The following is a 13067-nucleotide window of genomic DNA, read 5'->3' on the forward strand; positions in this document are numbered from 1 at the left end:
AAAAATTTCTCTTTTTTAGTGTCTACTTGACGGGGCTATGACCAACCGACCGAGACTCCATGCAAAAAGCGAAACACGCTCTTAAGCGGCCACCTCTGAAACACATCCTGAAGGGGCAACTTTGGCCGCGGTTTCGCTTTTTGCATGGAGTCGTGCAGTCAATCCCACAGGGGGTGGCCCTAGAATCTGAGCGTTTTCTCCTGTTTCCTCCCCGCCACAACAGCATCGTACAAAATGTTTTCAAAGATAAAAAAGACCTCCTGAAGATCCAGGAGGTTGTAGTCATATTATTTAATGGTCGAACAACTGTTGCAGCTCTTTGAAAGTCCGTGTTTTTTGCAGCGTTACAATTAACTTGAGACGAGCCTTTTGCCCATTTAAGCCATTGGAGAAGATGATCCCCATCTCTTTTAGTTTGCGGCCTCCACCTTCATAGTCATAGATATCCTGCACCTGGCCATTGTAGCAGCGGGAGACGAGCACGATCGGTACGCCTTTGTCCAGTAGTTGCTGCAGGGTAGGGATAATAGCGGGAGGAAGATTTCCTAATCCGAACGCCTCTACGACGAGTCCATCAATGTGCTGCTCCAATAAAAACTGCAACCAAGCGGGCTCCATACCAGCAACTGCTTTGATCAGCGGCACATTCGCATCAGCATGGGTAATGGCATAATGCTCTCGATCCAATGGAGCATGGTGGTATTGCACGCTTTTTTTCGCAATGGTTCCAATCGGTCCGTATTGTGGCGACTGGAAGGTAGCGACATTGCTCGTGTGTGTTTTCGTTACGTGACGTGCCGCGTGAATTTCGTCATTAAAAACAACGATAACACCTTTGTTCAAACTGTAGGAGTCTGCGGCTACACGAACGGAAGAAATGAGATTGACGGGACCGTCAGCACCGAGCTCATTACTGCTGCGCATGGCTCCGGTCACGACAATCGGGACGTTGACCGACAAAGTCAGATCCAGGAAGTATGCGGTCTCTTCCAACGTATCAGTCCCATGGGTAATAACAATGCCATCATAGTGATCATGTTGAAAGGCTTCCTCAATATCGAGTCGCAGTTGATTCATGATCGCAGGCGTCATGTGAGGGCTAGGCAGGTTGAGTACATTTTTCATGGTGACGTCCGCGTATCTTTCTAAAAAAGGAAGGATTTTGTTGACTGCTTGATCATCCAATGGCTTTACGCCTTCTGAGTCATCGACAGACATGGCAATCGTGCCGCCTGTATTCACTACCAAAATTTTTTTTGACATGATCTCTCTCCTGTAGCGGGTTTTCATCAACCAGTATTCATGGTACGATGAACAATAGTCTTGTGTAAAGGAGTAATAAAAGATGATTGCTTTGATCGGCGCGGCAGTTGCCCCCGGTATCGCCATCTTAAGTTACTTTTACCTGCGTGACAGTCTCGAACCGGAACCAATTTCGATGGTGATCCGGTCGTTTATCTTTGGTATGCTGCTGGTCGTACCGATTATGGTGCTCCAGTACATCATGCAGAATGAATGGAACTGGCGGGATGGCATTGTCGCGGAAGTTTTCCAATCCGCTGTCGTGGAAGAATTTTTTAAATGGATGGTCATCTATTTTACGGTTTATAAACATTTGGAATTTGATGAGCCATACGATGGAATTGTTTATGCAGTTGCGGTGTCACTTGGTTTTGCTACGTTGGAGAATTTGTTCTACCTCATTATCAACGGAACGAATATCGCCATCTGGCGTGCCTTTCTACCGGTATCCAGCCATGCGTTGTTTGCGGTGTGGATGGGCTATTATCTCGGACGGGCCAAGTTTTCCAAGGACGCCAAACATGAGCGGCTTTTTTTATGGATGTCGATTACCTTGCCGATCGGCTTGCATGCCCTGTACAACATGATCTTTTTGGCAGTGCAAAACTGGTTGGTAGTGATTGTGCCATTCATGCTCGTATTGTGGTGGCAGGGCTTAAAAAAGGTACAAAGAGCACACGATTTCGGTTCTAAAAATCTCTCTTCACGTCCACAATAGACGGTAAGGAGGAGACGTGCGTGCTAAAAACCGAACGAGCAAAAGTGACAATTCAATGCAATGTATGTGGAGAAAAGTTTACACTGCGTGGTCATCGAGAACCTGGAGGGCAAATAGAAACAGGGTTCAAGCAATGCCTGTGTGACAACGATAAGCATTTTCGGATTGACGAGTCCTGATCTTTTCCTTTCCCAACTGAAAAAGCGTGAGAAATCTAGGTGGGCCGATGCAAATAGCATCGGTCTTTTTCTATATCCAGATTTACATGCATAATCCATTCTTCCTCCACCAACACTATGCAAAGATTTCAATACATGCCAAGGAGGATTCAGCCGTGCGTACAATCTGGATCGCAGGTGTGTTGGTGATGTTGGTAGCAGCGGGCTTGAGTGGATACAAGGTTGTCTGGAAGGAAAAGAATGTAGCTGCCGTACAAGAAGAGCAGATGGCTGCACCTGCTGAAAAGAAACAAACGGCCAAAACCAAAGCCAGCTTTCATCCTTCACGGGTCTCTGACAATGATTTGAAAATCATGGCGAATGCTGTTTACGGGGAGTCAAGAGGGGAGCCGTTTGAAGGGCAAGTAGCTGTCGCAGCCGTTATTTTGAACCGCGTCAAGAGCCCTTCGTTTCCTGATACGCCCTCTGCTGTGATATTCGAACCACGCGCTTTTACAGCAGTTGCTGATGGTCAAATATGGCTTACACCGAATGAAAGCGCAACGAAAGCAGTAAAGAATGCACTAAACGGCTGGGACCCGTCGGGAGGATGCACGTACTATTTTAATCCGGATACAGCAACATCCGGTTGGATTTGGACCAGGCCGCAGGTCAAAAAGATCGGGAAACACATCTTCTGCAGATGATGGATGCGTAACCAAAGGAGGAGTGGCAAGGGATGGTATATGGAGCAACAGCACGCGTGTTATTTCCCATTGCCCTAGTTGCCTTAATAGGCGCTGGCGTGTGGGGATATCAGGAGCACAATGAAAAGAACTCGGTCCTGATCAAAGCAGAAAACTCATACCAACGAGCTTTTCACGATCTCACTTATCATGTGGACAAGCTGCACGATGAGCTTGGCAAATCGCTGGTGGTCAACTCGCGCAGACAAATGACACCAATTTTGACGAATGTTTGGCGGCTTTCCTATGCGGCACAAGCGGATGTCGGACAACTCCCACTGACCTTGATGGCGTTTAGCAAAACCGAAGAAATGCTGTCGAGGGTCGCAGATTTTTCCTATCGTGTCGCTGTGCGTGACTTGGACAAGCAGCCATTGAGTCAGAGTGAATACAAGACATTGAAGAGCCTGCATACCCAAGCAAAGGATATCCAGGATGATCTGCGCAAGGTACAAACCCTCGCGATGGACAAACAATTGAGGTGGATGGATGTCGAGACGGCATTGGCCACCAATAAAAACAAAGAGGACAATAGCATCATCGATGGATTCCAAACCATTGAGAAAAAAGTGCAGGAATACCCTGATTTAGACTGGGGCGTCGGTATACAGAGTCTCGATAAGAAAAAGCAGCAGCGAATCAAAGGGATCGATGGCAAAGCAGCCACCAAAGAGGAAGCAGAGAAGAATGCACTGGCGTTTCTCGGGTTGAAGCCAGGAGATGCGAAAGTAGAAGTGAACGAGAACGGCAAGGGGCAGGAATACTCGGCTTATAGCGTACGTGTCACGCCAAATGGACACAAGACAGGCATTAACCTCGATGTCACCAAACGCGGCGGTAAAGTGGTTTGGATGATGAACGAGCGTGGGGTTGGCGAGGAAAAGCTGGACATGAAGCAGGCGGAAGAAAAAGGACGAGTGTTCTTGCGCGACCATGGATTTGACAATATGCAGGTCTCCGAGATTGACAGCTACGATCGCAACGCACTTTTTACGTTTGTGCCAGTTCAGGATGGCGTCAGAATTTATCCGGACGGGGTGGTCGTCGAGATTGCGTTGGACAACGGAGAGGTTACTGCTTATAACTCAACGGAGTATCTGTTTAATCACAAAAAGAGAATTCTCTCCGAGCCCCGTCTCTCGAAAGAAGAAGCAAGGAAAAAAGTCAATCCGAGCGTAAAAGTGACGGATCAGCGCCTTGCCCTCATCGAAGGGAAAGACGATGGAAAAGAAGTACTGACGTGGGAAATGACAGGCAGCTTTGAAGGAAATTCGTACATGGTATACATCAACGCCATGAATGGAGAAGAAGAAGAAGTTGTGAAAATGGAAACGGGATCAGGACAGAACGAAGGACAATAATGTTTGAAAAAACATGGGGAAAGCTAGTTTTTTAGCGGCTTTCCCTATTTGCTGATTCGAAACAATAGGGTATATAATGGAAAGGGTGATAGGGAAGGAGAGGAACATTTACTGTATGATGCTTCCACGAATAGGACAAACAATAAGACTAAACTTCACGAGTTCCTCAGAAGAAATGGAGCTGCAAACTTTCAAAAGCCGTGTGGCTGATTTGAAGGATGATGTAGCTTCCATCGAGTTGCCAACCAGCGAAAACACTGGACGGACTGGGATATTTCAACCAGGGACAGAATGCTTGGTTTGGTATGTTGGCGAGGATGGCTCACGCTATGAATTCCGCTCTGCGATTGTCGGCAGGCAAAACAATCACATTCCTGTTCTGCTTTTGCAACTGCCGGCCAAAGAGGAAATTGTGCGCACACAGCGACGAAACTACTTGAGAATTGACACCACGGTAGACATCGCAGTCAAACTGGATGATCCGATTCGACGCTATCATTTTCTGGCACGAACGCTGGATATCAGCGGTGGAGGGCTGTCTTTTAGCTGTGAGGAAAGCTATCATTTGAAAGAAAAAGACAACTTGCACATCTGGATTTCTCTTCCAAACAAAAATGGACAGGTTCAACATGCTTTTGTGGAGATGGAAATCGTCAGACAAAAACCGGCGGAAGAAAAAGGTTTGCACCAATGGATTTCGGGTAAGTTCACCCAAATCAGTGAGCAAGATCGGGCAAAAGTGGTTAGAGCGTGTTACGAGAGACAGCTAGAGCTTCGTAAAAAAGGCGTTGTGGATTGACGCTTCATCAGAGGAAGTGACCCTATTGACCAGCCAGTACAACGATCGTTTTTGCAGCTTTTCCAAACGGATAGAAAAAGGCATCATGATTGGAATTGTCGTATGTGCGATTGTACTGACTATAGGCGAAGTCCTCATTCAGTACGTACCCGCAAGACTAGTATTAATCGAAACAGAGCGCTTGGAAGGCGTGTCCAGAGAGCCCTAAAGGTTTGCGCATGCTTCCATACTATGGTACTATTATAGATAACATAGAAAACGGTCTTGGATTGTTTTTTGTAGACCGCTAGTGGTCACAGCCAAATTCGAAAAACGCAATATCGTTTTTCATCACACAAAGAATGGGAAAGGGCTTCGACAGAAGCTTTTCTTGTTTTATTCCCATCCGAACTAACGTACATAGCAGGTGAGAAGTAATGAACATTGCCATTGATGGACCAGCGGGAGCAGGCAAAAGCACTGTCGCCCAAAAAGTAGCGGGACAACTGGAATACGTGTACATTGACACGGGTGCCATGTATCGTGCCCTTGCTTGGGCAGTCCACCATCATCAGCTCCCTATCAACGATGAGTCTGCAGTTTCCGAACTTTTGCAAAAAAACAAGATTCAACTGGTTCGGGAAAACGGACAGCAACATGTATACTGGAATGAAATCGATGTCACAAGCTGGATACGTTCCACAGAAGTGAGCCAGTACGCCTCCATTGTAGCGAGCTACGGTTCCGTACGTGAACAAATGCTTGTGCTCCAGCGACGATTGGCGACTCAAGGCAATGTCGTCATGGATGGCAGAGATATCGGTACTCATGTTTTGCCTGATGCAGATGTAAAGATATTTCTGACGGCCTCCATCCAAGAGCGTGCAGAACGCCGCTGGAAGGAACTACTCGCAAAAGGTACCCAGACAGACTTGGCTGAGCTGGAAAAAGAAATCGAAGAGCGAGATCGACGGGACATGCAGAGAGAAGTCGCACCGTTGCGCCAGGCGGAAGATGCCGTTTTGGTAGACACAACAGGAATGACCATTGATCAGGTGGTCGATCGCATCTTGCAAATCTGCGAGCGAACGGGAGAGTCAACCCATTGAGTTACTATCGTTTATTCAGAGGTTTTTTTCGCATAATTTTTTCGCTTGTCTATCGTTGGCAAGTGATCGGGCGTGAACATATACCTAAGGAAGGCCCAGTGATCCTTTGTGCCAACCACATTTCTTTGTGGGACCCACCCCTTCTCGGGAGTGGCATCGAGCGTCAGGTTCATTTCATGGCCAAAGAAGAGCTTTTCAAAATTCCGGTCTTATCCTTTCTTATTACCAAATTCGGTGCATTTCCGGTCAAACGGGGTGCAGGAGATCGTGCGGCCATTCGTACGACTCTCAAATTGCTGGAAGATGGAAAAATCTTTGGAATCTTTCCTGAGGGAACCCGCAGCAAAACAGGGGAACCAGGGGAGGCGATGCCGGGTGTGGCGATGTTCGCTCTCAAGTCAGAAGCCGCGGTCATTCCGGTAGCCATTATCGGGCCATATCGACCGTTTTGTTCCATTAAGATCGTTTACGGTAAACCGATCGATCTGACTCGTCTGCGCGAGGCCAAATCAAGCGCTGACACGTTGAAGGAAGCGAGCGATCTGATTATGGAGCACATCAAGCAATTACGGAACCAGCATCTCTCTTAGCAAACGGTATAGAATTGCTAAAGGGACGAATACTAAATCTGCTGGAACTTACTGGCTTCATCAGTACTAACTGCCAGCCATCAGGCGACAGTTAAAAATATACATGCTCCCGCTTCATGTAGTGAGGTTGTAAACAACCTGTACATAGACGTTTGGGACTGGATGGTATTAAGGAGGTCTTTTGAATGATGGAAGAAACGAACGTAAGCTTGACGGATGCAACAACCATTTCCGTAGGAGATGTCGTAAAAGCAACCGTAACAAAAGTTGAGGACAAACAAGCGCTTGTAGATCTAGGCTACAAGTACGATGGTCTGATTCCTATCAGCGAACTGTCTCCACTGCATGTTGAAAAGGTATCTGATGTAGTAGCGGTTGGTGATACTTTCGAAGTGAAAGTCATCAAGCTAAACGACGAGAAAGAAGAGCTCGTTGTTTCCAAGAAAGCCGTAGCGATGGAATCCTCTTGGTCAGATCTTGAGCAAAAAATGCAAGCGGGTGAAATCATCGAAGCAACTGTGAAAGAAGTAGTGAAGGGTGGACTCGTTGTTGACGTAGGCGTTCGCGGCTTCATTCCGGCTTCCATGGTTGAGCGTCATTTCGTTGAAGATTTCTCCGATTACAAAGGCAAAACATTGGCTTTGAAAGTAGTAGAAATGGATAAGGAAAAGAATAAAGTTATCCTGTCCCACAAAGCGGTATTGGAAGACGAAGTAAAAGTGCAAAAGCAATCCATTATGGATAAAATCCAAGTGGGTCAAGTATTGGAAGGAACGGTTCAGCGCATGACTGATTTCGGCGTTTTCGTGGATATCGGTGGTGTTGATGGATTGGTTCACGTATCTGAACTTGCTTGGAACCGTGTAGATAAGCCGTCCGATGTCGTGAAGGAAGGCGACAAGGTACAAGTGAAGGTCCTCAAAATTGACCGTGAAAACGAGCGCATTGGCCTTAGCATTAAGGATACGCAAGCAGGTCCATGGGCGAACGTTGCAGAAGATTTCAAAGCGGGCTCTATTTTGAATGGAACGGTAAAACGTTTGGTATCCTTCGGTGCATTTATTGAGCTGGCTCCTGGAATCGAAGGCCTCGTACACATCTCCCAAATTGCAAATCGCCGTGTGAATACACCGAGTGAGGTGTTGAAAGAGGGCCAAGAAGTACAGGTAAAAGTTTTGGATGTTGTTCCACAAGAACAGCGCATTAGCCTCAGTATCCGTGCAGTAGAAGAAGACCGTGTGGAGCAGGCAGAACGTGCGAGCAAGCGTGAACAGCAACAATTCACGCAAGAAAACAACCAACCAATGGGCGTGACATTGGGCGAGTTGTTCGGTGATCTGAAAGACAAGTTCAAGTAAGATAAAAAGTAGGATTCATGGGGATACGCTCTGGCGTATCCCTTTTTTCTGGGAGTGAAAGTCTAGGAGGGGTACAATGGATCGTCGTTCGATTAGAAAACTGGACCATATTCGAAATGCTCTTGTCACTGGGGGAGACGGTGCGAATAGCTTTGATGATGTTAGCTTTGTTCCGAACAGCTTGCCGAATACAGCGTTTGCTGAAACCTCACTGGACACCGAGATCGCATCCTTGCGACTCTCCTCACCGATTATGATTAATGCGATGACGGGTGGAGCTGGTGGGACTACGCAGATCAATCAAAAACTGGCGATCATTGCGAGGGAACGCAATCTGGCTATGGCTGTTGGCTCACAAATGGCCGCTCTGCGTGATCCAGATGTTACGGATAGCTATCGGATTGTCAGAAGGGAACATCCACAGGGGATCTTGTTTGCAAATGTTGGGGCAGAGGCGACAGTGGAGCAGGCAACAGCAGCAGTGGAAATGATAGAAGCGAACGGACTGCAAATCCATCTGAATGTTATGCAAGAACTGTTGATGCCTGAGGGGGATCGGGATTTTCGCGGCTATCTCGAGCGGATTCAAGCGATCAGGGAGAGCCTGGATGTGCCGGTTATTGTCAAAGAAGTCGGTTTTGGCGTGGCGAAGGAATCAATCGAGAAGCTCATAGAAATCGGGATCAGATCAATCGATGTGGGTGGAAGAGGCGGAACAAATTTTGCTCAAGTCGAAAATATGCGAAGTGAACATCCTCACGCCATGTTTGAGGATTGGGGATTCACGACGGTGGAGAGCTTGCTGGAAGCGAATGCTGTCGGTCATCCGGGAATGTCGTACATAGCAACAGGCGGTGTTCGTCATGGACTCGATGTAGTCAAAGCCGCTTCTTTAGGCGCGTCCGCTGTCGGGATGGCGGGGGCAATGCTGCGTCTGGTTCAACGCGATACTCTGGAAGAATGCTTGTCTACCGTCGACAGATGGCATCATCAAATTCGAGTGGCGATGACGGCACTAGGAATGAAAGGTCTGGCAGACGCGATTGGTACTCCTGTTATGATCACGGGAGAAACAGCGGAGAGAGCTAGGCTTCGGCACATGCAATTGGAGAGACTGGCACAACGTTAGTTAGGGGACGAGCATTCGATTCATGAAATTTCCTTGGTTGAGGCATACTTTTGGGGAGACAACCATCATTTAGAGGAGATGAACATGAACGAGGGAACCGTTGCGATCCTCATCCAGTGGTCTTTGCTGTGTCTGGTCTGGATGGGAAGCTTTGACTTGCAGCTGCGAAACATGAAGATGGAACGCAGACGAGTGCTCGCAGTGATCAGTGCGTTTTTAATTTGTACGTTTGTTAACTGGGAAATCTATTTTGCCCCCATTCAAGTTAGTCTAAGTGGAACGATATTGCCACTGATCGCAAGCATTGTCCTTTACACCAAGCTCATGTCCAAAATACGCAGATTGTACTTGCTGAGTGCGCTGGCAACGGCCCTTTTGCTATTTTGGCTGCGCTGGCTGTTTTTTACCGATCCGATCTTGCTGTTTTTGGATGAGAGGATCATCGTACCCGCTGTTGGAGTCAGTACGATTTTTTTGATGAGCAGAACGAATCTGGGACAGCTGTTTCAGCTTACGCTCGCCATGCCACTCACAGATGCGATACATTCGCTATATTTTTGGAAATTGTCGGGTTCCTGTCATTGGGGATCGGAGTATGCGCAAGATCTGCTGTGGAGTGGCCTATCACTATGGGCTCTCGTCAGCATAGTTTGGTCTGCGATTCGTCGTATCCTTGGTAGAACAGAAACAGAGTCTTCCCATTCCGATACGGGCAGGTGACGCTAGGGTGTTCAAGGAATTGCTAGCTTATGAATATGTTTTTCCTTTAGTTCTGGGCTTCCTATTCGGGATTATGTGCCGGATTCATCTTTTGCGAACAGATTATCGACAATATCCAACCTATCCCCACGGAAAAATTATTCACGTTTCACTTGGGGTGATCGCATCCGCGCTCGGAGCGATAGCGATTCCCGCCCTGCTCAAGGAGAACTACACGGCAGTCACATTTTTGACGGTGGCTGCTCAGCAATTCCGCGATGTCAGGAACATGGAACGCACTACGCTCACGGCGATCGATAAGCAAGAGCTGGTGCCCCGTGGTGGTCCCTATATCGAAGGAATCGCAATGGTGTTTGAAGGACGTAATTACATGGTCATGTTTACCTCTTTGGTGACAACGACGGCTACCATCCTTTTTCATTGGTGGGGGGGTGTCATTGCAGGTGTAATTGCCTTGATAATCTCTCGCAAGCTGCGTTCTGGAAAAACACTGTCGCTGATTGCAGAGATCGAGCCGGGCGAAGTGAGAGTGGAAGGAAGAGACTTGTATGTCAACGACATTTACATCATGAACGTCGGTCTGGCAGATGCCCAAGAGATTATACGTGAGCAAGGTGTGGGTTTTATTCTGACACCGAGGGATGCCAATGCCAAGGTCACGATTGCCCACCCAGGACAGCGCCAAGCGATTCTGCACGATGTCGCGACGCAGCTCGGTGTATATACAGATACGGGAGAGCCATCGCTAACACCGTTGGTAAAACGTGATATACAGTCAGGGAGACTGGGTGTATTTTTATTGCCGCAAGAAAAAGATGTGGAACGCGCAACGTCCGTCATTCGTGCTGTCCCGATTCTCGAAAGCGTCTTCCGAATGCCAACGAAGACTAGAATCGTGAAAAAGGAGCTGTAGGTCATGACAGGATTAATCTTGGCGGTGATTACGACGAACAGAGACAGGATTGCGGGTGGTGTCCCGATTTTTATCGAGTCTACTACTGAGAAAATGCAGCAAACTGCTTTTACTTTGGAAAAGATACTGGACGCGATGGTGCATGAAGTGAGCGACGATACCCTTATCATTGTTCGGCATAAGTAGTGTATGGTATGATTAGCTAGTCAAAACGTAAAATGAGAGAGAGTGTTGTTAATTATGGGATTACCAGTGGTAGCCATTGTGGGGAGACCCAACGTGGGGAAGTCCACGATTTTTAACAGATTGATTGGCCAACGAGTTGCGATCGTGGAGGATATGCCGGGAGTAACCCGTGACCGCCTGTACGGGAAAGGTGAATGGCTAACTCATACTTTCCATGTGATTGATACCGGTGGAATTGAGTTTGGCGAGACCGACGAGATTCTTACACAGATGCGTTACCAGGCAGAGCTCGCGATTGATGAAGCAGATGTCATTATTATGATTGCAGATAGCCGCACAGGTGTGACAGATGCGGACGTTGAACTGTCACGGATGCTGAATCGGACAGGAAAACCTGTTGTACTCGCGGTGAATAAAGCGGACAATCCGGAAATGCGTGCGGATATTTACGACTTTTATTCCTTGGGCTTGGGCGAGCCATTCCCTGTCTCGGGTAGCCATGGTCTAGGCTTGGGCGATATGCTGGAAGACGTGGTTCAACATTTCCCTGCTGAGGATGACGAAGAGAAAAGAGACGATGTCATTCGTGTATCCATCATCGGTCGTCCAAACGTCGGGAAGTCTTCCTTGACGAATGCGCTTCTCGGTGAAGAGCGAGTCATTGTGAGTGATGTTGCCGGAACGACTCGTGATGCGATCGATACGCCGTTTGAACGCGATGACCAAAGCTACATTCTCGTGGATACGGCAGGTATGCGCAAGCGCGGTAAGGTGTATGAAACAACGGAAAAATATAGTGTAATGCGCGCGATGCGTTCCATTGAAGATTCGGATGTTGTTCTTGTTGTCATTGACGGTGAAGAGGGCATAATCGAGCAGGACAAGAAGATCGCAGGTTATGCACATGAGGCTGGTCGTGGTGTAATCATTATCGTCAACAAATGGGATGCTGTCGAAAAAGATGACAAAACGATGCAACGCTTCACTGAGTTGATCCGCGAAGAGTTCAAATATCTGCATTACGCACCGATCCTGTATGTTTCTGCGAAATCAAAACAACGTGTTCACACGATTCTTCCAAAGGTCAATGAGGTTTCTCAAGCACATGCGATGCGAGTTCCTACCTCTGTCCTTAATGACTTGGTAACGGATGCGACAATTCGTACCCCACCACCGTCTGATCGTGGAAAGCGCTTGAAAATCAACTATACGACTCAAGCGACGGTGAAACCACCGACGTTCATTCTGTTTGTTAACGATCCAGAACTGATGCACTTCTCCTATGAACGTTACATAGAGAACAAAATCCGCGAAGCATTTGTGTTTGAAGGCACGCCAGTACGAATCTGGACGCGGAAAAAAACGTAGGGAGAGAAAAACGCCATGGTGTTATTATCCTGGGTGCTTAGCTATTTAATCGGTTCTATTAGCTTTAGCTATCTTATCGCCAAAAAAGTCGCAGGAATTGACATACGTTCTCATGGCAGCGGAAATGCCGGTGCAACTAATACCCTCCGGGTGTTAGGAAAAGGCCCCGGCATTGCCGTTCTCCTTCTTGATGCAGTAAAAGGAATAGCTGCGATGGGACTGACTCACCTGATGACAGGGGACCCGGCAGCGTATGCAGTGGCAGGCTTGTTTGTTATCGCTGGTCACAATTGGCCGATCTTTTTTGGATTCCGCGGAGGGAAAGGCATTGCGACCACGCTAGGTGTCGTGTTAGGTTTCTCTCCCTTGGCATTTTTGATCGCTGCCGTGTTGGCTGTCTTAGTCATTGCGATCACTCGCTTTGTTTCATTAGGATCATTGGTTATCGTAACGGTTATTCCATTTACACTTTACTTGTTGGACAAACCTGTTTCCTTTATTTGGGCGAGCTTGGCGATCGCAATCTTTGCTTACATTCGTCATTATAATAATATCCGCAATCTTCTTTCAGGAAACGAACGGAGACTAGGAGATAAGTCCAACCGGAAGCTGGGATAATGTACGAACGGAC

Annotated in this window: 16 protein-coding genes; 15 read left to right on the forward strand and 1 reads right to left on the reverse strand. The window is 47.5% G+C overall.

The window, feature by feature from the left end:
- Window positions 1–291: 291 nt before the first annotated feature.
- Entirely contained in the window at window positions 292–1263 is a 972-nt protein-coding gene (locus PMI05_RS01800; protein WP_007716477.1) for an asparaginase, read from the reverse strand.
- An 82-nt stretch (window positions 1264–1345) separates the two neighbouring features.
- Between PMI05_RS01800 and prsW the strand changes: the two genes are divergently transcribed.
- The 15 genes from prsW to plsY all read left to right on the forward strand — a co-directional run bounded on the left by prsW (window position 1346) and on the right by plsY (window position 13054).
- Window positions 1346–2020 (forward strand): glutamic-type intramembrane protease PrsW, encoded by a 675-nt coding sequence (prsW, locus tag PMI05_RS01805; protein WP_007716479.1) that lies wholly within the window; start codon window positions 1346–1348, stop codon window positions 2018–2020.
- A gap of 20 nt (window positions 2021–2040) precedes the next feature.
- Entirely contained in the window at window positions 2041–2199 is a 159-nt protein-coding gene (locus tag PMI05_RS30925; RefSeq protein WP_007716480.1) for a hypothetical protein, read from the forward strand.
- Window positions 2200–2225: 26 nt separating this feature from the next.
- Window positions 2226–2885, forward strand: a complete 660-nt coding sequence (locus tag PMI05_RS01810) for a cell wall hydrolase (protein ID WP_039960026.1) — start codon at window positions 2226–2228, stop codon at window positions 2883–2885.
- Between the two features lie 32 nt (window positions 2886–2917).
- Window positions 2918–4285, forward strand: coding sequence for a germination protein YpeB (ypeB, locus tag PMI05_RS01815; RefSeq protein ID WP_007716482.1), 1368 nt, complete (start codon window positions 2918–2920; stop codon window positions 4283–4285).
- Window positions 4286–4403: 118 nt separating this feature from the next.
- Complete coding sequence (locus tag PMI05_RS01820; RefSeq protein WP_255344481.1) at window positions 4404–5084, forward strand: flagellar brake protein; 681 nt, start codon at window positions 4404–4406, stop codon at window positions 5082–5084.
- A 16-nt stretch (window positions 5085–5100) separates the two neighbouring features.
- The gene (locus PMI05_RS01825; protein ID WP_238543234.1) at window positions 5101–5292 is read left to right on the forward strand and encodes a hypothetical protein; all 192 of its coding nucleotides are present in this window, start codon (window positions 5101–5103) and stop codon (window positions 5290–5292) included.
- Window positions 5293–5500: 208 nt separating this feature from the next.
- Window positions 5501–6172, forward strand: coding sequence for a (d)CMP kinase (gene cmk / locus PMI05_RS01830; RefSeq protein WP_007716486.1), 672 nt, complete (start codon window positions 5501–5503; stop codon window positions 6170–6172).
- Window positions 6169–6762 (forward strand): 1-acyl-sn-glycerol-3-phosphate acyltransferase, encoded by a 594-nt coding sequence (locus tag PMI05_RS01835; RefSeq protein WP_007716487.1) that lies wholly within the window; start codon window positions 6169–6171, stop codon window positions 6760–6762. Before cmk ends, PMI05_RS01835 begins: the two co-directional genes overlap by 4 nt.
- A 185-nt stretch (window positions 6763–6947) precedes the next feature.
- A complete protein-coding gene (rpsA, locus tag PMI05_RS01840) occupies window positions 6948–8120 on the forward strand; it encodes a 30S ribosomal protein S1 (protein WP_007716490.1) in 1173 nt (390 codons plus the stop codon).
- A gap of 76 nt (window positions 8121–8196) precedes the next feature.
- Window positions 8197–9249: a type 2 isopentenyl-diphosphate Delta-isomerase gene (gene fni, locus PMI05_RS01845; RefSeq protein ID WP_007716492.1), complete on the forward strand. Its 1053-nt coding sequence runs from the start codon at window positions 8197–8199 to the stop codon at window positions 9247–9249.
- 84 nt (window positions 9250–9333) lie between these two features.
- On the forward strand, window positions 9334–9969 hold the full coding sequence (locus PMI05_RS01850; RefSeq protein ID WP_007716494.1) for a hypothetical protein: 636 nt from the start codon (window positions 9334–9336) through the stop codon (window positions 9967–9969).
- A 7-nt stretch (window positions 9970–9976) separates the two neighbouring features.
- A complete protein-coding gene (locus tag PMI05_RS01855; protein WP_007716496.1) occupies window positions 9977–10882 on the forward strand; it encodes a YIEGIA family protein in 906 nt (301 codons plus the stop codon).
- 3 nt (window positions 10883–10885) lie between these two features.
- On the forward strand, window positions 10886–11068 hold the full coding sequence (locus PMI05_RS01860; RefSeq protein WP_007716498.1) for a hypothetical protein: 183 nt from the start codon (window positions 10886–10888) through the stop codon (window positions 11066–11068).
- A gap of 54 nt (window positions 11069–11122) precedes the next feature.
- Complete coding sequence (gene der, locus PMI05_RS01865) at window positions 11123–12436, forward strand: ribosome biogenesis GTPase Der (RefSeq protein ID WP_007716500.1); 1314 nt, start codon at window positions 11123–11125, stop codon at window positions 12434–12436.
- Window positions 12437–12451: 15 nt separating this feature from the next.
- A complete protein-coding gene (gene plsY, locus PMI05_RS01870; RefSeq protein ID WP_007716502.1) occupies window positions 12452–13054 on the forward strand; it encodes a glycerol-3-phosphate 1-O-acyltransferase PlsY in 603 nt (200 codons plus the stop codon).
- The last annotated feature ends 13 nt before the right edge of the window (window positions 13055–13067 follow it).

The sequence above is a fragment of the Brevibacillus sp. BC25 genome, assembly GCF_000282075.1.
Taxonomy (GTDB): Bacteria; Bacillota; Bacilli; order Brevibacillales; family Brevibacillaceae; genus Brevibacillus.